The sequence below is a fragment of the Amycolatopsis saalfeldensis genome (genome assembly GCF_900110575.1).
Taxonomy (GTDB): domain Bacteria; phylum Actinomycetota; class Actinomycetes; order Mycobacteriales; family Pseudonocardiaceae; genus Amycolatopsis; species Amycolatopsis saalfeldensis.
Genome location: NZ_FOEF01000019.1, coordinates 114822 through 134650 on the forward strand (window position 1 = coordinate 114822; position 19829 = coordinate 134650).

General features: G+C 70.6%; 20 protein-coding genes. 15 read left to right on the top strand and 5 right to left on the bottom strand.

The features are described from left to right. Nucleotides 1–53: 53 nt before the first annotated feature. Nucleotides 54–1076, bottom strand: a complete 1023-nt coding sequence (locus tag BMY97_RS33910; RefSeq protein ID WP_091625157.1) for a threonine aldolase family protein — start codon at nucleotides 1074–1076, stop codon at nucleotides 54–56. Between the two features lie 135 nt (nucleotides 1077–1211). Here BMY97_RS33910 and BMY97_RS33915 point away from each other — a divergent pair, with 135 nt between their 5' ends. The 3 genes from BMY97_RS33915 to BMY97_RS33925 are packed head-to-tail and all read left to right on the top strand — an operon-like array spanning nucleotide 1212 to nucleotide 3056. After that, nucleotides 1212–1721, top strand: coding sequence for a SigE family RNA polymerase sigma factor (locus BMY97_RS33915; RefSeq protein ID WP_091625160.1), 510 nt, complete (start codon nucleotides 1212–1214; stop codon nucleotides 1719–1721). After that, nucleotides 1714–2415 carry a hypothetical protein gene (locus tag BMY97_RS33920; protein ID WP_091625161.1) on the top strand — a complete coding sequence of 234 codons (702 nt, stop codon included), beginning with the start codon at nucleotides 1714–1716 and terminating at the stop codon, nucleotides 2413–2415. The genes BMY97_RS33915 and BMY97_RS33920 overlap by 8 nt, the downstream gene beginning before the upstream one ends. A 32-nt stretch (nucleotides 2416–2447) precedes the next feature. After that, complete coding sequence (locus BMY97_RS33925) at nucleotides 2448–3056, top strand: TetR/AcrR family transcriptional regulator (RefSeq protein WP_091625164.1); 609 nt, start codon at nucleotides 2448–2450, stop codon at nucleotides 3054–3056. Between the two features lie 8 nt (nucleotides 3057–3064). On the opposite strand, the gene BMY97_RS33930 is transcribed toward BMY97_RS33925, so the two are convergent. Then, on the bottom strand, nucleotides 3065–3769 hold the full coding sequence (locus BMY97_RS33930; protein ID WP_091625167.1) for a FadR/GntR family transcriptional regulator: 705 nt from the start codon (nucleotides 3767–3769) through the stop codon (nucleotides 3065–3067). A gap of 190 nt (nucleotides 3770–3959) precedes the next feature. Between BMY97_RS33930 and BMY97_RS33935 the strand changes: the two genes are divergently transcribed. The 4 genes from BMY97_RS33935 to BMY97_RS33950 are packed head-to-tail and all read left to right on the top strand — an operon-like array spanning nucleotide 3960 to nucleotide 9115. Next, nucleotides 3960–5261 (top strand): ABC transporter substrate-binding protein, encoded by a 1302-nt coding sequence (locus BMY97_RS33935; protein ID WP_091625170.1) that lies wholly within the window; start codon nucleotides 3960–3962, stop codon nucleotides 5259–5261. Nucleotide 5262: 1 nt separating this feature from the next. Beyond that, nucleotides 5263–6174 (top strand): carbohydrate ABC transporter permease, encoded by a 912-nt coding sequence (locus tag BMY97_RS33940; RefSeq protein ID WP_091625172.1) that lies wholly within the window; start codon nucleotides 5263–5265, stop codon nucleotides 6172–6174. A gap of 2 nt (nucleotides 6175–6176) precedes the next feature. After that, complete coding sequence (locus BMY97_RS33945) at nucleotides 6177–7064, top strand: carbohydrate ABC transporter permease (protein ID WP_218156934.1); 888 nt, start codon at nucleotides 6177–6179, stop codon at nucleotides 7062–7064. A 20-nt stretch (nucleotides 7065–7084) separates the two neighbouring features. Continuing rightward, entirely contained in the window at nucleotides 7085–9115 is a 2031-nt protein-coding gene (locus tag BMY97_RS33950; RefSeq protein WP_218156935.1) for an alpha-galactosidase, read from the top strand. 495 nt (nucleotides 9116–9610) lie between these two features. Here BMY97_RS33950 and BMY97_RS33955 read toward each other — a convergent pair whose 3' ends face one another. The 3 genes from BMY97_RS33955 to BMY97_RS33965 are packed head-to-tail and all read right to left on the bottom strand — an operon-like array spanning nucleotide 9611 to nucleotide 11486. Continuing rightward, on the bottom strand, nucleotides 9611–9871 hold the full coding sequence (locus BMY97_RS33955) for a class I SAM-dependent methyltransferase (RefSeq protein WP_091625178.1): 261 nt from the start codon (nucleotides 9869–9871) through the stop codon (nucleotides 9611–9613). Further along, a complete protein-coding gene (locus tag BMY97_RS33960; RefSeq protein ID WP_091625181.1) occupies nucleotides 9868–10872 on the bottom strand; it encodes a lactonase family protein in 1005 nt (334 codons plus the stop codon). The genes BMY97_RS33955 and BMY97_RS33960 overlap by 4 nt, the downstream gene beginning before the upstream one ends. Continuing rightward, nucleotides 10869–11486, bottom strand: coding sequence for a bifunctional 4-hydroxy-2-oxoglutarate aldolase/2-dehydro-3-deoxy-phosphogluconate aldolase (locus BMY97_RS33965; RefSeq protein ID WP_091625183.1), 618 nt, complete (start codon nucleotides 11484–11486; stop codon nucleotides 10869–10871). Before BMY97_RS33965 ends, BMY97_RS33960 begins: the two co-directional genes overlap by 4 nt. A 177-nt stretch (nucleotides 11487–11663) precedes the next feature. On the opposite strand from BMY97_RS33965, the gene BMY97_RS33970 reads away from it, so the two are divergent. The 8 genes from BMY97_RS33970 to BMY97_RS34000 all read left to right on the top strand — a co-directional run bounded on the left by BMY97_RS33970 (nucleotide 11664) and on the right by BMY97_RS34000 (nucleotide 19814). Then, the gene (locus tag BMY97_RS33970; protein ID WP_091625186.1) at nucleotides 11664–13727 is read left to right on the top strand and encodes a DUF8189 domain-containing protein; all 2064 of its coding nucleotides are present in this window, start codon (nucleotides 11664–11666) and stop codon (nucleotides 13725–13727) included. A 25-nt stretch (nucleotides 13728–13752) separates the two neighbouring features. Continuing rightward, nucleotides 13753–14442, top strand: a complete 690-nt coding sequence (locus BMY97_RS33975; protein WP_091625427.1) for an SDR family NAD(P)-dependent oxidoreductase — start codon at nucleotides 13753–13755, stop codon at nucleotides 14440–14442. Nucleotides 14443–14459: 17 nt separating this feature from the next. Continuing rightward, nucleotides 14460–15608 carry a galactonate dehydratase gene (dgoD, locus tag BMY97_RS33980; protein WP_091625189.1) on the top strand — a complete coding sequence of 383 codons (1149 nt, stop codon included), beginning with the start codon at nucleotides 14460–14462 and terminating at the stop codon, nucleotides 15606–15608. Further along, complete coding sequence (locus BMY97_RS33985; RefSeq protein ID WP_091625191.1) at nucleotides 15602–16498, top strand: DUF4380 domain-containing protein; 897 nt, start codon at nucleotides 15602–15604, stop codon at nucleotides 16496–16498. The genes dgoD and BMY97_RS33985 overlap by 7 nt, the downstream gene beginning before the upstream one ends. 28 nt (nucleotides 16499–16526) lie before the next feature. Continuing rightward, nucleotides 16527–17954, top strand: a complete 1428-nt coding sequence (gene purB, locus BMY97_RS33990) for an adenylosuccinate lyase (protein ID WP_091625194.1) — start codon at nucleotides 16527–16529, stop codon at nucleotides 17952–17954. A gap of 139 nt (nucleotides 17955–18093) precedes the next feature. Beyond that, nucleotides 18094–18894, top strand: coding sequence for a substrate-binding periplasmic protein (locus tag BMY97_RS33995; RefSeq protein WP_091625196.1), 801 nt, complete (start codon nucleotides 18094–18096; stop codon nucleotides 18892–18894). After that, nucleotides 18894–19034 (top strand): hypothetical protein, encoded by a 141-nt coding sequence (locus tag BMY97_RS47345; protein WP_177231665.1) that lies wholly within the window; start codon nucleotides 18894–18896, stop codon nucleotides 19032–19034. Before BMY97_RS33995 ends, BMY97_RS47345 begins: the two co-directional genes overlap by 1 nt. Before the next feature lie 9 nt (nucleotides 19035–19043). Further along, a complete protein-coding gene (locus BMY97_RS34000) occupies nucleotides 19044–19814 on the top strand; it encodes an ABC transporter substrate-binding protein (protein ID WP_091625199.1) in 771 nt (256 codons plus the stop codon). The last annotated feature ends 15 nt before the right edge of the window (nucleotides 19815–19829 follow it).

Sequence of the window (19829 nt, forward strand, 5' to 3'; positions counted from 1 at the left end):
AGCACCTCGCCGTAGTCGAACACGATCCAGTTCGTCAACCCGTTCCCCTGTCTTCAGACGCCGTTTTTGATGCGGCGCAACGCTTCTTCGACGTCGGTGGCGGCGAGGTCCCGGTGCGTCACGAACCGCACCTTGCCCGCCATCCGGCTGGTCCGGATGCCGAGCGAGTCGAGCCATTCCTCCGCCGTGCGCAGGTCCGGGACGTCGGCGAGCACGATGTTGGTGTCCGGTGTCCGCACGCCCCAGCCGTGCTCGGACAGGCCGGCGGCCAGCCGCCGCGCCAGCTCGTGGCTCTCGGCCAGCTCGTCGACGCGGCCCAGCGCGACCAGGCAGGCCGCGGCGAGCACCCCGCCCTGGCGGACGCCGCCGCCGAGCATCTGCCGCATCCGCTGCGCGCGTTCCACGAACTCGACGCTGCCCGCGACGACCGAGCCGACCGGCGCGCCGAGGCCCTTGCTGAAGCAAGCCGACACGCTGTCGACGCCCACGGTCAGCGCGGCGGGCGGCACCTCCAGCGCGACGGCCGCGTGCCAGATCCGCGCGCCGTCGAGGTGGACGGTGAGCCCGGCCTGCTTCGCGACGGACATCAGCTGCGCGTGCTCGTCCGGCGGGGTGACCGCGCCGCCGGCCGCGTTGTGGGTGTTCTCCAGGCACAACAGCCTGGTCCGGAGCGTGTAGTACGGGCCATCGGGGCTGATCGCGGCCGAAAGCGCGTCCGGCGTGCAGCGGCCGGGGCCGGCGTCGTGCTCCAGGATGTCCGGCATGCCGCCGGCCAGCCAGGCGGCCGAGCCCAGTTCGTTGACGAGCACGTGGGCGCCGCGCGTCGCGAGGAAGCGGTCGCCGCGCTCGAGGTGGACGCTCAGCGCGATCAGGTTGGCCATCGTGCCGCTGGGCGTCCACAGCGCGGCCGGCATGCCGAGCGTCTGGGCGGCGCGCTCCTCCAGCTTCGCGATGGTGGGGTCGTGGCCGATGACGTTGTCATCGACCTCGGCTTCGGCCATGGCCCGGCGCATGACCTCGTCCGGGCGGGTGACGGTGTCGGAGCGGAAGTCGAGCGGCTGCGGAGTCCAGGTCACGGTCCGATCACATCACACGTCCGCTCGCGCGATCAATGCGGCGGGGGGTGGAGGGATTCCGGGGACTCGTGCAACCTTGGACGCCCCCGGTTCCGTCTTCAGCGGCGGACAGACAAGAGCGGAGCACGAAACCGCGTGGACCAGCGCGACGAACAGGAGTTCGCGGAGTACTTCGCCGCGAAGCGCGACGCCGTGCGCAGGACCGCGTACATGCTCTGTGGCGATTGGCACAAGGCGGACGACCTGGCCCAGACGGCCTTCGTCGCGCTGCACCGGAGGTGGAAGAAGATCAGGGACCGCGCGGCGACCGACGCGTACGTGCGCAAGACGCTCGTGCGCGCGGTCATCGACGAGTCACGGCGGCCGTGGCGGCGGGAGTGGCAGACCGAGGTGCTGCCCGAGCCCGCGCCGGACGGGCCGGGGCTGGCCGAGCGCGTCGCGACGAAGGAGGACCTGCACGCGGCGCTGCGGGAGGTCCCGCCGAAGCAGCGCGCGGTGCTGGTGCTGCGGTTCTTCGAGGGGCTCGACGTCTCGGCCGCGGCGAAGGCGCTGGGGTGCAGCGAAGGCAATGTGAAGAGCCAGACCGCCCGTGGGCTGGCGAATCTGCGGCAGGTACTGGACCGGGAGGTGGAGGCCAATGGATGAGCGTGAGCTCGAGACGTTGTTCTCCGGCGCTCCCGAAGCCGCGCCGCCGCCGACCTTCACCAAGGACGACGTGGTCCGCGAGTCGAAGCGCCAGACCCAACGCAGGCGTAACCGCATCACGGCCGGAGCGGGTGCGTTTGTGCTGGTCGTGGTGGGTTTCGGCACCTACGGCCTGGTGTCCGGCCCCGGTGACCGCGCCGCCGTCATGAACTCGGCCGTGGCTCCCGCGCAACCTGGCGCGTCGGCCGCACGTCCTCTGGGTACAGGTAATGGGGAAGCACCGAACTTCTCGGCCCGGCCGTCTCAGCAGGGAGACAGCGGGACCGTGAAGACCGGCCCTCGGGTCGAAGGCGCCTCCGGGTGCGAAAAGGTGGACTGGGAGCTCGCCACAGCCCTCGCTGGCGAGCTCCCAGGCCACTTCACCGCCGGCCAGGCTTCTCCGGGCAGCGTCTGTACGACGGGGACACGCTCGGCCGGGTTCCCCTTGTCCGACGGCATGATATCGGCGGCGGTGTTCGCCCGCGGCGCGCCGGTGAACGTGCCCCCGCAGCCGGCCGACGCGGTCACCGTGCGTCAGACCACCGGCTCCGGGGGGACTCTCGTGCTGGCCGGCGTGCCCGGAACCGCCGGAAGTCCGGCACCGTACGCCGCAGACCTGGCCCGGTTCGCCGCCGCGTTGGCGCCGCGCTTCTGACCGGAGCGCCTGAGCTGGCACAATTCACCGCCATGACGGCAGCAGCGACCACCCCCAAGGGCGAGCGGCGGCGGGCCACACTCGTCGAGGCCGCGGCGGAGCTGCTCGCCGAGGGCGGGTTCGACGCCGTGCGTCACCGCGCCGTCGCCGAGCGCGCGGGCCTGCCGCTGGCGTCGACCACCTATTACTTCGACTCGCTCGAGGACCTGGTGACGGCCGCGGTCGAGCACCACTCGACGGTCGAGCTGGCGAACGGGCAGCGTCAGCTCGAGGAGCTGGCCACCCGCAACCGCGGGGTCCAGGCGACCGTGGAGCTGGTGCTGGACCTGCTGCTCGGCCCGTCGAGCGGCGATGCGGAGGCCGACGCCGAAGCCGTGCTCCTGCGGTACGAGCGGCTGGTCGCCACCGGGCGGCGGCCCTACCTGCGGCCGTTGATGCGCACGCTTTCCGCCCAGCTCAACGAGTTGCTGATGGCGATCTTCGCCCGCTCCGGCACCCCCGTCACCGAGGCGGAGCTGGAGAAGCTGGTCGCGCTGGTCGACGGCGCCGTGGTCAACGCCCTGATCGCCATCGACCCGGCCCCCCGCGCCGCCGCGGCCCGCATGCTGCAGACGGCGCTGGCCGAGTCCGGTCAGGGCTGAGCCCGGCTTTAGCGGCGCACGCGTTTCGCCCGGTCCAGGTCGTCGCGCGACTTGGTGACCAGTGCGAACATCGCGGTCTCCGCGGCGGCCGGGTCGCGCGCCACGATGGCGTCGAGGACCTTGCGGTGGCTGGGCACGGGGTTGTCGGACGGCCGCGCGCCGTGCACCAGCTTGTCGCGCTCGGCCAGCCCGATGGCGATCACCCGCTCCACCTGGAGCAGGAAGTTGTTGTGCGTGGCCGACATCAGCACGCGGTGGAACGCGAGGTCCGCGCGCACGCTCGCCTCGATGTCGTCGCCCGCGGCGGCCATCCCGTCGAGGGCCGTCCGGAGCGCGGCCACGTCGTCTTCGTCGGCGCGCGAAGCGGCGATGCGCGCGGCGGCCGGCTCGACGACGGTGCGGACCTCGGTCAGCTCGTCCAGCAGGTCCGGGTCTTCGCCGGCGGCGGTCTGCCAACGCATCACGTCGGCGTCCAGCACGTTCCACTGCTCGCGCGGCTGCACGAAGGTGCCGCGCTTCTGCCGGGCGTCGATCATCCCCTTGGCGGCCAGCACTTTCAGGGCCTCACGCAACGCGGTGAGGCTGATGTCCAGCTCCTCGCGCAACGCGGGCAGGTCGAGCACGGTGCCCTCGCCCCACTCCTCGGAGAGGATCCGCGCGGCCAGTGTCTCCACGGTCTGCCCGTGCAGGCCCCGGGGCCGGTGTTCGCTCAATGCTGGTCCCCTCGATGAGCCCTGGTGGGTCGGCGTGCGGACATCCTACCTCGATCGCCATTACGTCATAAATTATGAATACATCTTGACACCGGCGGGCCCCGGTTGCCACTCTGTGCCAGCGGTCACCCCCTCGGACGGGTGGTGACGGTCCACCAGGCAGGGTTCATCAGACAAAGGGGTCTCCGCGATGACGAGTGCAGCAGGCCTGTCCCGCCGTCATTTCCTGCGCAACACCGGCCTCGCCGGCCTGGGCGTGCTCGGGTCGAGCAGCTTCCTCGCCGCGTGCGCCACCTCCGTCTCCTCCGGGCCGGTCAAGCAGGCCGCGGGCGCGGTCACCGTCCAGTCCAACCTGTCCTCGCCGCAGGCGAAGGTCGCGATCGAGGCGCTGGCCAAGGCGTTCGGCGAAAAGGGCGGCGCGCAGGCGACGGTCAACACCGTCGCGTCCGAGACGTTCCGCACGCAGCTGCCCAGCTACCTGACCGCGGCGAACCCGCCCGACACCTTCACCTGGTACCCCGGTTCGCTGCTGTCCGGTTACGCGCGCAAGGGCCTGCTGCTCGACGTCGGCGACGTCTGGCAGACCATGGGCAACTACAGCCAGGCCTTCCGCACGCTGTCGGGCGACGGTGCGGGCCACCAGGTCTTCGTGCCGACCACCTACTACTGGTGGGGCTTCTTCTACCGCAAGTCGAACTTTGCCAAGTGGGGCGTGCAGCCGCCGAAGAGCTGGAGCGAGTTCCTCACGCTGTGCGAAACGTTGAAGGGCAAGGGGATTTCGCCCATCGGGCTCGGCGCGGGCGGCACCACGCCGTGGACCGCGTCGGCCTGGTTCGACTACCTGAACATCCGGATCAACGGCGCGCCGTTCCACCGGCAGCTGCTCGCCGGGCAGCAGCGCTTCGACGACCCGAAGGTCAAGAAGATCTTCGACCCGTGGCGCCAGGCCCTGCCGTACTTCGACCCCAACGGCACCGCGCTCGCGTTCCAGGACGCCACCACGGTGCTGCTGCAGGGCCGCACCGGCATGGTGCTCACCGGCACCTTCTTCGCCGACGCTGCCCCGAAGGACGCGCTCGACGACCTCGACTTCTTCCAGTTCCCGATCCTCGACCCGAGCGTGCCCACCGCGGAGGAAGGGCCGACCGACGGCTTCTTCGCCAGCGCGCGCACGCCGCACGTCGCCGAGGTCAAGGAGTGGTTCAAGTACGTCGCGACCGCCGAGTCGCAGGAGCTGTACATCAAGAACTCCTCCGGCACGGTGCTGCCGGCGAACCCGTCGGCGAAGGACAGCGGCACCCCATTGGTCCAAAAAGGACGAAAGATGCTGGCGGACGCCAAGGAGCTGACGCAGTTCTTCAACCGCGACTCCTCCGACGCGCTGCAGCCGACCGCCGACGCCGCGTTGATCCGCTTCATCCAGAAGCCGAACGAGCTGGACTCGATCCTCGCCGACTGGCAGACGGCCGCGCAGAAGGTCTGGCAGTCCTGAGATGGCAGTGCTCGCTGCCGGTGCTCCGGCCGTCCGGAGGCGGCGGTCGGTCCGCCGCGTGCCGCCGGTGCTGCTGCTGTTCGTGCTCGTCCCGGTCGCCGTCGAGGGCTTCTGGGTGTTTTGGCCCGCGCTGCAGGGTTTCTACCTCTCACTGACCAATTGGGACGGTGTCTCGGCGCCCGAGTTCGTCGGGCTCGGCAACTACGCCGAGATGCTGTCCGACGACATCTTCCGCACTGCCGCGCTGGACACCGTCATCTGGATCGTGCTGTTCGGCGGCATCTCGGCGGCGGGCGGGCTCGGGCTGGCGCTGCTGCTGAACCGCGAGCGCCGCGGCGTCGGCTTCTACCGGGCCGCGCTGTTCACCCCGGTGGTGTTCTCGCTGGTCGCGACCTCGCTGATCTGGCAGGTGATCTACCAGCCCGACGGCGTGGTGAACAAGCTGCTCGCCGCCGTGGGACTCGGGAGCTGGCAGCACGCGTGGCTGGCCGACCCGCAGACGGCGCTGTACGCGGTGCTGATCCCGGCGCTCTGGCGTCAGCTCGGCTACGTGATGGTGCTGTACCTCGCCGGGCTCAAGGGCATCGACCCCGCTCTGTACGAAGCGGCCAAATTGGACGGTGCCACCTCGGTCCAGCAGTTCCGGCACATCACCTGGCCGCAGCTGCGCAGCGTCAACTCCGTGGTCCTGTCGGTGATCATCATCGACTCGCTGCGGTCGTTCGACGTGGTCTGGTCCATGACCAAGGGCGGGCCGTACCACTCGTCGGAGCTGCTCAGCACGTACATGTACTCCACGGCGTTCCAGTCGTTGCGGCTCGGGTACGCCTCCGCGCTGGCCGTGGTGATCTTCGTGCTCGCGTTCGGCGTGATCGTCACCTATCTCGTGCGGGCGTTCCGGGAGGACCAGTGACCGTGACCACCACGAGGCCGGCGCCGGTGTTGTCCGGCGAACGCCCGGCCCCGGCCCGGCGCAGCCGTCGCCGCCAGGCCCGGACGTTCGGCTTCCACCTGGCCGCCGGCGGGCTCGCGGTGCTGTGGCTGCTGCCGATCCTGCTGGTGCTGACAACCAGCGTGCGATCCTTTTCGGACATCGCATCGAACGGGCTGGGCGCGCTGCCGGACTCGTTCGACCTCGGCTCGTTCGGCGAGGCCTGGGGTGTCGGAGGTGGCGGGCACGCGATGCTCAACAGCCTGGTGGTCACCATCCCCACGGTGTTCCTTTCCCTGCTGCTCGCCGCGGCCGCCGCGTTCGCGCTGAGCCGGTACCGGATCCCGTTCCGGCGCACGATCATCCTGGTGATGCTGTCGGGAAACCTGCTGCCGCCCCAGATCCTGCTGGTGCCGGTGTCGAAGCTGGCCGAGCTGCTGGGAATCTACGACACGCTGACGGCGCTGGTCGTCGTCCAGGTCGGCTTCGGGCTCGGCTTCTACACCTTCGTGCTGCAGGGGTTCATGCGGTCCATTCCGGACGAGCTCCAGCAGGCCGCGCTGATCGACGGCGCGGGCCCGGTCCAGATCTTCTGGCGGATCATCCTGCCGATGACCCGCCCGGCGCTGGCCGCGCTCGGCGCGCTGGCGTTCACCTGGACGTTCAACGACCTGCTGTGGTCGATCACCGTGCTGCGCACCGAAACCGTGATGCCGGTGACGCCCGCGCTGCTCGGCCTGCAGGGCCAGTACGTGTCGAATTGGAACGTGATCGCGGCGGGTTCGGTGATCGCGGCCGTGCCGACCGTGCTGGTGTTCCTCCGCTTCCAGAAGCACTTCATCTCCGGGCTCGCGATCGGGGCGATCAAATGAAGACACAGTGGACTCTTCAGTTGCGGTCCACTTCGTACACCGTGGCGCTGGAGCCGGGCCACCGTTGGCTGGAACTGGTGGCGTGGGGTCCCCGTGGGGTCGAGCACGGGCCGTCGGCGTTCGCGAACCGCGGCGCCGTCCACTTCATCACCGAGGCGGACGCGGCTCCGGTGGAGTACGCGCCACGCGGTCAGCGGCCGTTCTCCGGCGCCGATCTGGCCGTGGCCGGGGATTCCTGGTGGCGCTTCGACGGTGACGAGTCCACCGAGGACGTCTTGCGGCTCGCGTTCCTGGACGAGGTCAACGGTTTGCGCACGGTGTTGTGCTACCGCGCCGAGCCGGGCACCGACGTACTGTGCCGCTGGGCCGAACTGACCAACACTGGCGCTTCGGCGCTGGAGATCGAACGGCTCGGCTCGGCCGGGGTCAGTGTGGCGACCGGACCGGCGGGCGCGCGGCTGACCTACCTGACCGGCCAGTGGCTGCAGGAGTTCACGCGGCGCACGACAGTGCTGCCGGCCGGCGGATTCCGCATGGAGAGCCGGTTCGGCGTACCGGGTCACGCGCACGTGCCGTGGCTCGCGGTGCAGGATGCGGCTGTCGACGACGGTCCGGCGTACGGCGTTTCGCTGGCCTGGTCGGGTTCCTGGGAGCTGGACGCCGACATCGAGCCGTCCGGCCTGACCCGCGTGCGGGCCGGGCGGCTGGCCAGCCCGGGCCCGATCCGGCTGGCTCCGGGCTCGCGGCTGGTGACACCGGAGCTGGCGCTGGCGTCCAGTGTGGACGGGCTGCACGGACTGGCCTCGGTCTGGCACGAGTACTCGCGGTTTCTGGCCGGGCCGCGGCTCGATCGTCGTCGGCCGGTGCTGTACAACTCTTGGGAGGCAACGGAGTTCGACGTCTCCGGCGAACGGCAGCTCGAACTCGCCGAGCAGGCCGCCAAGCTGGGGGTCGAGCTGTTCGTGGTGGACGACGGCTGGTTCACCGGCCGCCACGACGACACCGGCGGCCTCGGTGACTGGACCCCGGAGGAGTCTTCGTTCGAGGGCGGCTTCGGGGCGTTCGTGGACTCAGTGCGCGCGCTGGGCCTGGACTTCGGCCTCTGGGTGGAACCGGAGGCGGTCAGCCCGAAATCCCGGCTGTACGCCGAGCACCCGGACTGGGTGTACCAAGTGGACGGTCGGCCGCTCACCCTGATCCGCAACCAGCTGCTGCTGGACCTCGGCCGTCCCGAGGTGTTCGAGTACGTGCGGGGAATGCTCGACACGCTGCTGACCACGTATCCGATCGGATACCTGAAGTGGGACATGAACCGGCCGCCGACGGAGCGCGGCCGCCCCGGCTTCCCGACGGCGGACCTCGACGCCGAGCACGTCGACGCGTATCACCGCCTGCTGGACCACCTGCGCGTGAAGTACCCGGACGTGCTGATCGAGTCTTGTTCCGGCGGCGGCGGGCGCGCCGATCTGGCGACCGTCTCCCGCAGTGATGTGGTTTGGCCCAGTGACAACACCGCGCCACTCGACCGGCTGGCCATTCAGGACGGTTTCCTGCTCATGCACGCGCCGCACCTGATGAGTTCGTGGGTCACCGATTCACCCGGCGCCTTCGATCCGCGGCCACGGTCCCTGCGGTTCCGTTTCGTCCTCGCCATGGCAGGGGTGCTGGGTATCGGCGCCGACCTCAACCGCTGGACTCCGGAGCAGCGTGACGAGGCTGCGGAGATGATCGCGCTGTACAAGGAAATCCGCCCGATCGTACATAAGGGACAGTGTCGCGTCCATTCCGGACCATCATCACCGACTGCCGCGATCCAATACACAATGGACAGTATGGTGGTCGTGCTCGCCTGGAGTACGGGCCAGTTGACCGGAGCGCCGCTGACTCCCGGCCGGTCATCCCGTATTCCCTTGCACGGCCTCGTTTCCGATGCCGTCTACATCGACGCCGAGGGTGCGGAGTACTCGGGCGCCCACCTTCGGCACGTGGGTCTGCCGGTCGAATGGACGGAGACCCACGACGCACAGGTAGTGGTGCTCCACCGGTCCTGAGCCCGGGTCACGGGCTGGTCGCGAGGACCAGCCCGTTGTCCGGATCTCCGGTCGCGACGCCGCGGCCCAGCGGCGCGGCGAGGTCGTCCCAAGCGCGGAACTCCGTGGCCCACCCGATCTCGCGCAGCCAGGCGGCGGGATCGGGCCCGAGCCCGCGTGAAGGCTGGGCCTCCTTGCCGACGAACTCCTTGAGCTTCCGGTAGTGCTCCGCGCTTTCGTCGACCTTCAGCGCCCCGGCGATGAAGCGGCTCGGTCACGGGGGACAACCACTTATTCGTGATAGCCAGTGCGCGCCGGACTGCCCGCTTTTCGGGAGTCCACTTGCGCGGCCTCCCCAAGTTGGCCCGGCCTGCCGCCTTACGTTGACACCAATCAGAGCAGTATCGGCCTTGAGACCGCCCTGTAGCGCCGCACTCTGCGCAGACGATCTCGGGTGCTTTGGACTTACGAGCCTCGCGTGAGCACGCCTTGCAGGCGTACATCCGGCCTAACCGGTTAGCCTTGGCCACGTAGAAGTCTGTAAGCGGCTTCTCTAGTTTGCACCCGCACGCCGACGATTCGGCCCTCGTAGAACCCGTCGACCAGCTGCTCGACCATGGCCCAGGTCTCGGGTGTTTCGAGGTACGCGGCCCGCGCGGCGTCGCCGAACGCGCGGGCGTACGGGTCGTTGAGCAGGCGGTCTTCGCGCTCGGACTCGCGGGCGCGGATCAGGGCCACGCCGACCGCCGTCGTCGAGACCTTCGGGAGGACGCTCATACCGTCACCGCCAGCACGAAGCTGGGCGAGCCGGTCGGATAACGGTGCAGCTCGGCATTTCCCTGGTCCGCCAAGGAGAAGGTGGTGATCGCGTGGTCGTCCTGCGCCGCGACGTAACACAAGCCGTCGACCACGGCGAAGTGACGCGGCCCGGCCCCGCACGGCTGATCGGCGACGGCGGCGAGCGGTGATCCGGCGAAGGCCGTCACACAATCCGGGCCACGGTTGGACAAGTACACCGCGTCGTCGAGGACTTCCAGGTGCGCCACCAGGTTCGTCACGTCGCTGCCGGCAAAGGTGGACGGCACGGAGTCCGTCACCTCGAACGCGCCCGGCGAGGTCTCGCGCAGCGTCAGCAGCGTCCCGGCCAGCTCGCCGGCGACGTACGCGGTCGAGGTCCCCGGCCGTCGCACCAGCTGACGCGGGCCGGTGCCCGGCGGCAGTGTGGTGAGGGCGAGCGGGGTGAGCTTGCCGTCGGCGGCGAGCGTGTAGCTGCGGATCTCGTCGGTGCCCAGGTCCACGGCGCTGACGACGGAGCCGTCCGGCGAGGGCACTGCCATGTGCACGTGCGCGGCCTCCTGGCGTTCGGGGTCCGGGCCGGAGCCGTTGTGCTGCACGAGGTCGGTGCGCGCGTCGATCCGGCCGTCCGCGCGCAGGGCGAACACGGCGAGGCTGCCGCCGGTGTAGTTGGCGCACAACAGGAATCGCCCGTCGGGGGTGACCGCGAGGTGACACGGGTGCGCGCCGCCGGTGCCGACGACGTCCAGCGCCTCCAGCTCCCCGTCCACAATCGACACCGAGGTGACCTCGCCGGTGTCGGTCTCGTTGGCGGCGTAGATCATCGGCTGGGTGGGGTGCTTGACCAGCCACGACGGCGACACCATCGGCAATGTCGCCTCGAGCGCCAGCGCGCCGCCGACACCGCGGCTGAACGTGGAGATGCCGTAGCCTTTGCCGCCCATTTCGGCGGTGTAGCAGCCGACCAGTACGAGCTCGGTCACGCCGGGTCCTTCCTGACCAGTGCGGCGACCCGGGCGCGGATGTCGTCCGCGGTGCCGCGGGTCAGCGCGGAGCCGATGCCGCACGCGACCGCGCCGGCAGCGAGCCAGCTTGGCACGTCTTCGAGCGTGACTCCACCCGTCGGCACCAGCGGCGCCTGCGGCAGCGCCGCCCGGACGTCCTTCACCCACTGCGGGCCCAGCGCGGACGCGGGGAACACCTTGACGGCGTCGGCCCCGTCTTCAAGCGCGTGCACGATCTCCGTCACCGACCCGGCGCCGGGGAACGCGGCCGCGCCGTATCGGTGAGCGGTACGGATCACGCCGGTGTCGACGGACGGCGACACCAGGAATCGTGCCCCGGCGCGGATCGCGAGCACCGCGGCCGTCTGGTCGAGCACGGTGCCGGCGCCGATGGTCGCGTCCGGGTAGGCCGCGGTCAGCTCCTCGATCGCGGCCAGCGCGCCGGGGTTCGTCAGCGGCACTTCGACCGAGTGCAGGCCCGCGTCGAGAACCGAGCGGGCGGCCTCGACGGCGGATGCCGCGTCCGCGGTCCGCACAATGCCGACGACCCCCTGTCGCAGGGCCGCGTGCGTGATCTCCCACCGGTAGCTCATGCGCTCTCCTTGTTCGCGCCTTCATGGGGATGAGCATAGCGGGCGTGCGAGTGAAATCTTAATTTAGGATTTATTCTTGACGGAGCCTCGGCCACCCCGGCATGCTGCTGACGGGCCGGAGCCGATCACCGGGCGCGGTCCCGCTAGGCACTGTTTCGACGACGAAAGGTGTCGCCAATGCTTCTCCGCCCACCAAGAAGACTGCTGGCCGTCGCGACCGCGGTCCTCGCCGCGACCGCAGGTCTCGCGTCGCCCGCGCTGGCGTCCCCGGCCACGGCCGCGGACCAGGGCTCGCCCGCGTACTACGACTCCGGCCTCGCGAGCACGCCGTACATGGGTTGGAACAACTACTTCGGCATCCCGACCGCGTCCGAGGCCGCGGTCAAGTCCGTGGCCGACTACCTGCTCTCCAGCGGCCTCGCGAAGGCCGGCTACCGCTACGTCTGGATCGACGGCGGCTGGAACGCCAAGGTCCCGCGTGACGCGAACGGCGAGCTGGTCCCGGATCCCGCGCGGTTCCCGTCCGGTATGACGAACCTCGTCCGGTACCTGCACGACCGCGGCCTGCGCGCCGGCATCTACACCGACGCGGGCCCGTCCGACGGCAAGAACTGCGCGGCGGGCAGCCAAGGCCACTACGAGCAGGACACCAAACGCTTCGCCGACTGGAAGTTCGACGCGATCAAGGTCGACTTCCTCTGCGGCATCTCGAACAACCTCGACCCGCAGCAGGCGTTCACCGACTTCAGCAAGGCGCTGCGGAAGGCGGGCCGTCCGATGCTGCTGAACGTCTGCAACCCCGTGACCGACGACTGGAACGTGCCGCACACCCCGCGCCAGACCGCCGGGTTCAGCTACACCTTCGGCCCGCTGGTCGCCGATTCCTGGCGCACCAACACCGACGTCGCCTTCGGGACCCCGTACGAGGGGATCTACCAGGACATGCTGCGCAACATGGACGTCAACGCCGCGCACCCCGAGGCGAACGGCCCCGGCCACTGGAACGACCCCGACTACCTGATCCCCATGCGCACGACCGAGCAGGGCACCCTCGAAATGAACGAGGAGGAGTCGACCACCCAGCTCGTCATGTGGGCGGAGATGGCCTCCCCGCTGATCATCGGGTCCGACCCACGCACGCTTCCACAGTCGATGATCGACACGCTCAAGAACCCCGAGATCATCGCGGTGGACCAGGACAAGCTCGGCATCCAGGGGGTTCGGGTGGCGTCGAGCGGTGCCACGGACACCTACAGCAAGCGCCTCGAACGCGACGGTGACCGTGCCGTCGTCCTGCTCAACCGCGGTGACGCCGCCGCGCCGGTGACGCTGACCTTCGCCGACGCCGGCCTCACCGGCACCGTCTCGGTCCGCGACCTGCGCGCCCGCGCCGACCGCAGCCGCGCCACCGGGACGTACACCGCGACGGTTCCCGCGCACGGCACGGTTTTCCTGCGTCTGCACGGCACGGACCTGGTGCCCGGCACCGATGCCGGCGGCGGCGCCTCGGCCAGCCCGGCGGTGGTCCGCACCGGCGGCAAGACCGTCACGTTCACCCGTGGCCCGGCGGGAGTCCTGCGAGTGGACGGCCGCGAGGTCATCGGCGGCCCGTTCCTCGGCCAGCCGGCCGCGATCGCCGGCGCGGACGGCCGGATCGACGTGTACGTCCGTGGTCTGGACAACGCAGCGTGGCAGCGCGGTTACGACGGGAAGCATTGGGGCGACTGGCATCGGCTCGGTGGCACGCTCACCGACTCCCCGTCGGTCACCGCGGACGGGACGCTCTACGCTCGTGGTGCCGACGGCCAGGTCTGGACCCGGGCCACCGACGGCCGCTGGTCCTCGCTCGGCTCGCCGGGCGGCGCGGCGATCTACGGCCGCCCGGGTGCCGCGACCTCCACGGCGGGCACCGTGGTCGTCGTCCGCACGCCGGACGACAGCGTGTGGGCCCGCTCCCGGAACGCCGACGGCACGTGGTCGGATTGGGCGTCGATCGGCGGCACCGTGAGCAGCAGCCCGACGCTGGTCGCGAACGGCGGCAAGGTGTCGTTGTTCGCGCTGGCCAGTGACTACACGCTGTGGCAGAACGACCGGAACGGGACCACCTGGGCCGGCTGGTCCAAGCAGCCGAAATACCCGTCCGGCAGCGTGGTCGGCACCCTCGGTGCGACGGCCGACGCGGACGGCGCCTGGCTGGCGGTTCGCGGTCCGGACGACCATGTGCGCGTAGACAAGCTGTAGAGGGAAAGGCAGGGTGGCGATGTCCATGCGGACCGCGGTGGTGACCGGAGCGGCTTCCGGGATCGGGGCGGCGACGGCCCGGCGGCTGGCCGCGGACGGTTACCGCGTCATCGGTGTGGACCTCGCCCCGCTGCCCGAAGGCCTCGGCAGCATCCAGGGCGACGTGACCTCGGACGACACCTGGTCGCGCGTCCTGGAGGTCGCCGGCAAGGTCGACGCGCTGGTCAGCAACGCGTACGTGCCCGCGACCGGGCCGTTGCACGAGCTGCCCAGAGACCAGTGGCAGCACCAGATCGACGTCAACCTCACCGGCTCCTACCTGGCGCTGAAGGCCTGCCTGCCGTCGTTGCGGGAACGGCGCGGGGCGGTGGTGCTCGTCTCGTCGGTGCACGCGAGGTTCGGCCTGCCCGGGCATCCCGCGTATGCGGCGAGCAAGGGCGCGCTGGTGTCGCTGTCCCGGCAGCTCGCCGTCGAGTACGCCCCCGACGTGCGGGTGAACGCCGTGCTACCCGGCCCGGTGCTGACCCCGGCGTGGAGTCGCATCAGCCCCGAGGATCAGGCGCGCAGCGCGAAGGCGACCCCGGCCGGCCGGCTCGGCGACCCGGCCGAGGTCGCCGCCGTGATCGCGTTCCTGCTCTCGCCGGGGGCGTCGTTCGTCACGGGCGCCGACCTGACCGTCGACGGCGGCTGGTCGGCCGCCAAGGACTCCGCATGAACTCCGAAGGGGGCTAAGTGAAGATCACCGGGATCGAGACGTTCCTCGTCGCGCCGCGCTGGCTGTTCCTCAAGGTCAGCACCGACGAGGGCATCTCCGGCTGGGGCGAGCCCGTGGTCGAGGGCCGCGCCGGGACGGTGCGCGCGGCCGTGCACGAGCTGGCCGAGCTGATCGTCGGGCAGGACCCGCTGCGCATCGAGGACCACTGGCAGGTGCTGCGCCGCGGCGGCTTCTACCGCGGCGGCCCGGTGCTCTCCAGCGCGCTCGCCGGCATCGACCACGCGCTGTGGGACATCGCGGGCAAGGTCCGCGAGGCCCCGGTTCACGAGCTGCTCGGCGGGCCCGTGCGTGACCGCGTGCGGGTGTACTCGTGGGTGGGCGGCGACCGTCCCTCGGGCATCTTCGACGCCGTGTCCGCGCAGGTGGAGGCCGGGTTCACCGCGGTGAAGATGAACGTCGCGGGCCCGCTCGCGGCGATCGCGTCGCCGGCCGAGGCGAACGCCGCGCTGGCCCGCGCGCGTGAGGCGCGGGAGGCGCTCGGCCCCGAGCGGGACCTGGCCATCGACTTCCACGGCCGGGTCTCGCCCGCCATGGCGCGGCGGCTGGTGCGGATGCTCGAAGAGGTCCAGCCGATGTTCGTCGAGGAGCCGGTGCTGCCGGAGACCCAGGGCGGCGCGCTCGCCTCGGTGGTCGCCGCTTCGACGGTCCCCATCGCGGTCGGCGAACGGCTCTATTCACGCTGGGAGTTCAAGCCGGCGCTCGACGCGGGTGTCGCCGTGGTCCAGCCGGACCCGTCGCACGCGGGCGGCATCTCGGAGCTGCGGCGGATCGCCGCGCTCGCGGAGGTCTACGGCGCCGGCCTCGCGCCGCACTGCCCGCTGGGACCGATCTCGCTCGCCGCGTCGCTGCAGGTCGCGTTCGCGACGCCGAACTTCCTGATCCAGGAGCAGAGCGTCGGCATGCATTACCACGACGGGCTGGAGCCGCTGCGGTACCTGACCGACTCCTCGCTGTTCCGGTTCACCGACGGCTACGCCGCGCGCCCGACCGGGCCCGGCCTCGGCATCGAGGTCGACGAGGCGGCCGTGCGCCGCGCCGACGAGGTCGGCCACGCCTGGCGCTCGCCGGTCTGGCGCCTCGAAGACGGCGGCCTCGCCGAATGGTGAGCGGCGTCCACTGGCTGGACGACGGCGTGCTGCGCCTCGGCGTCGTCCCCGCGCTGGGCGGGCGGCTGTTGTCATTGCAGCACAAGGGTTTCGAGCTGTTGTGGCGCAACCCCGCACTGCTGGACGCGGACCTGCGGGTGCGAGGTGGGGCCCGGCCGAACTCCGGCCGGATGGGCGACTGGGTCAACTACGGCGGCGACAAGACCTGGCCCGCGCCGCAGGGCTGGGACCACGACGGCCAGTGGCCCGGCCCGCCCGACCCGGTGCTGGACTCCGGCCCGTACGCGGTGTCGGTCACCGAAGGCGGCCTGGTGCTGACCAGCGGCGCCGAGCCGCGCACGGGGCTGCGGTTCACGCGCGCGCTCACCCTCGGCGCCGGCGCGTCGTACACGCTCCGGCTCACCGCGGAAAACGTGTCCACGCGGCCGGTGCGCTGGGCGTTGTGGAACGTCACGCAGCTGCCCGGCGGCGGCACCGTGACCGCCGGGCTGGCGGGCCGGCGGGCACCGGCCGTGGTGGAGCTGATCGCGGGCACCGGCACCCCTGAGTACACAGTGGACGGTGACCGCCTGGTGGTGCCGCCGCAGGACGTCGTCGGCAAGCTCGGGGTGCCGGACACGGCCGGCTGGGTCAGCTACCGCGTCGGCGAGGCCTCGCTCACGCTCTCGTTCGACGTCGACCCCGGGGCGGAGTACCCGGACGAGGGCTCGCCGCTGGAGGTCTGGCTGGAGCACCCGCTGCCCGCGCCGCTGGCCTCGCTCGGCGACCTCGACCCGCCGGCGCGGATCGTCGAGCTGGAGGTGCTCGGGCCGCTCACCACGCTGGCCCCCGGCGCCTCGACCGCGCTGACGATCACCGGCACCGTGCACGCCACCCGCCCAGCTCGGTGACGCTGACCTGCACAGGTATCGTGGGGCTGTGACGGACAAGCCCCGCATTCCGAACGTGCTCGCCGCCCGCTACGCGTCGCCCGAGCTGGTCCAGCTGTGGTCGCCCGAGCGCAAGGTCGTGCTGGAGCGGGAGCTGTGGCTCGCCGTGCTCCGCGCGCAGGCCGAGCTCGGCGTCGAGGTCCCCGAAGGCGTGCTCGCCGACTACGAGCGTGTCATCGACCAGGTGGACCTCGAGTCGATCGCCGCGCGCGAGCGCGTCACGCGCCACGACGTGAAGGCGCGCATCGAGGAGTTCAACGCGCTGGCCGGCCACGAGCACGTGCACAAGGGCATGACCTCGCGCGACCTCACGGAGAACGTCGAGCAGCTGCAGCAGCTCCGTTCGCTGGAGCTGATGCGCACCCGCGTCGCCGCTGTGCTGGCCCGGCTCGCCGCGCTGGCCGTGGAGCACGCCGACCTGGTGATGGCCGGCCGTTCGCACAACGTCGCCGCGCAGGCCACCACGCTCGGCAAGCGGTTCGCCAGCGCGGCCGACGAGCTGCTGGTCGCGTTCGCCCGGCTCGACAACCTGATCGACCGCTACCCGCTGCGCGGGATCAAGGGCCCGGTGGGCACCTCGCAGGACATGCTCGACCTGCTTGGCAATAAATCCACTTTGGACGACCTGGAGTCCCGGATCGCCGCGCACCTGGGCTTCCGGAACCACTTCGTCAGCGTCGGCCAGGTCTACCCGCGCTCGCTGGACTTCGACGTGCTGTCCACTGTGGTCCAGCTCGCCGCGGCGCCGTCCAGCCTGGCCAAGACGATCCGGCTGATGGCGGGCAACGAGCTGGTCACCGAGGGCTTCAAGCCCGGCCAGGTCGGCTCGTCGGCCATGCCGCACAAGATGAACACCCGCTCGTGCGAGCGCGTGAACGGCCTCGCCGTGGTGCTGCGCGGGTTCCTGTCGATGATCGGCGAGCTGGCCGGCGACCAGTGGAACGAGGGCGACGTCTCCGATTCGGTCGTGCGCCGCGTCGCGCTGCCGGACGCGTTCTTCGCGCTCGACGGGCTGCTGGAGACCTTCCTCACGGTGCTGAACGAGTTCGGCGCGTTCCCCGCGGTGGTCGAGCGTGAGCTGGATCGCTATCTGCCGTTCCTCGCCACCACGAAGGTGCTGATGGCCTCGGTGCGCCAGGGCGTCGGGCGTGAGTCGGCGCACGAGGCGATCAAGGAGAACGCCGTCAGCGTGGCGCTGGCGATGCGCGAGCGCGGCGCGGAAAACGACCTGCTCGACCGCCTGGCCGCCGACGAGCGCATCCCGCTCGACCGCGGTGACCTGGACAAACTGCTCGCCGACCGGGTCTCCTTCACCGGCGTCGCCCCGCAGCAGGTCGAAGAGGTCGCCCGCCGCGTCGAGGCGGTCCTGGAGCGTTTCCCGGAGGCCTCGGGTTACGCGCCGCAGCCGATCCTGTGACGCCGCGCACGAAGTCCACTCACTGAGACGAAGTTACTCGATCGGGCTAATTCCCTAATCTCGGACGCCGAACCCGGAAAGCGCCAGGCCGCACCCCCGCGGCCTGGCGCCTTCTTGTCATGAGCAGCAGGAAGAAGCGATGAGAAAGCTCCTCAGCACCCTTGCCGTAGTGGTCGCCGCCGCTGTCACGCTCACCGCGTGCGGCTCGTCTTCGGGCGCCGAGACCCTGCGCGTCGGCACCCTCACGGACGCGCCGCCGAGCATCTACGTCGACAACGGCCGGTTCACCGGCTACGACAACGAGCTGCTGCGGGACATCGCCAAGCGCGAGGGCTTCCAGGTCGAGTTCGTCGGCACCGAGTTCGCCGGCCTGCTCGGCCAGGTCGCGAGCGGTCAGCTCGACATCGGCAGCTCGACGATTTCCGCGACCGCCGCGCGTAAGAAGACCGTGGCGTTCTCAAATGGTTACGACACCAGCTACACCACCGTCGTCACGAAAAAGGGTGCCGGTCTGACCGGGACGGGGTCGTTCGCGGGCAAGCGGCTCGGCGCCGTCCAGGGCTCCGTGCAGGACGAGTTCGCGGGCAAGCTGGCCGGCGCCCAGGTGGTGCGCTTCCCCGACTACAACGCCGGATTCGCCCAGCTGAGGACCGGCGGGCTCGACGGCTGGGTGGTGCCGAAGGACATCGGCCAGAAGTACCTCGACCAGAACCCGGCCGTGCCGCTGGAGTTCGGCTACACGGTGCTGGACAAGGACACCCCTTCGTCGTACGCCGTCTCGAAGTCGAACAAGGACCTGCTGAACAAGCTGAACGACGGCCTCGCGAAGGCCATCGCCGACGGCACCGTCGCGCGCCTGCACGGCCAGTTCTTCAAGGCGGCTCCGGTGGCGAAGGAGCTTTCCCAGGGCGGGGCCGGCCTTCCGGTGAAGAACCTCTGATGCGCCGCGACCTTTCCGCCGCGCTCAAGACCGGCGCCGTCGACGACGGTCTGTCCCAGGTGGTCAAGGACGGAACCTGGCTTAAGCTGCACCGGCAGTTCCTGCCGACCGCTCCGGTGCCGGCCGGGTTCGGAAGCTGAGGAGTGACAATGAAGAGGACGATGGCCACGGCCGTCACCGCCGCGTTGATCGCCACGCTCACCGCGTGCGGCGGCGGCAGCAGCGGCGGGGACACGCTGCGCGTCGGCACGCTGAGCGACTCCAGGCCCAACGCCTACCAGGAGAACGGCCAGTTCACCGGGTTCGACAACGAGCTGCTCCGCGACATCGCGGCCAAGGAGGGCCTGAAGCTGGAGTTCGTCTCCGTCGACTTCTCCGCGCTGCTCGGCCAGGTCGCCAGCGGCTCGTTCGACATCGGCAGCGCGGCGATCGCGCAGACCGACGCGCGCAAGCAGACGGTGGCGTTCTCCGACCCGTACAACTACCAGTCGCTCGGCATCGAGACCACCGGCACCGGCGGCATCACCGACGAGAACTCGTTGGCGGGCAAGCGGATCGGCGTGGTGCAGGGCACCGTCTCGGACACCTGGCTCGCGGCCAACGCCCCGAACGCGGTGGCGGTCCGGTTCCCCAACGACGCGGCGGCGCTCAGCGCGCTCAAGTCGTCCGGCATCGCGGGCGCGGTGTTCGACCAGGCCTCGGCCGAGGACTACGCGAACAAGAACCCGGGCCTGAAGGTCACCAAGGAGATCACCACCAACATCCCGCACGGGTACGCGGTGAAGAAGGGCAACAACGACCTGCTCGCCAAGCTGAACGACGGCATCAAGAAGACCATCGCGGACGGCAGCTGGCAGAAGGTGCACCAGCAGTTCGAGCCGAACGCGCCGGTGCCCGCGGACTTCAAGGCAGGGCACTGACCCCATGGGCCGGAC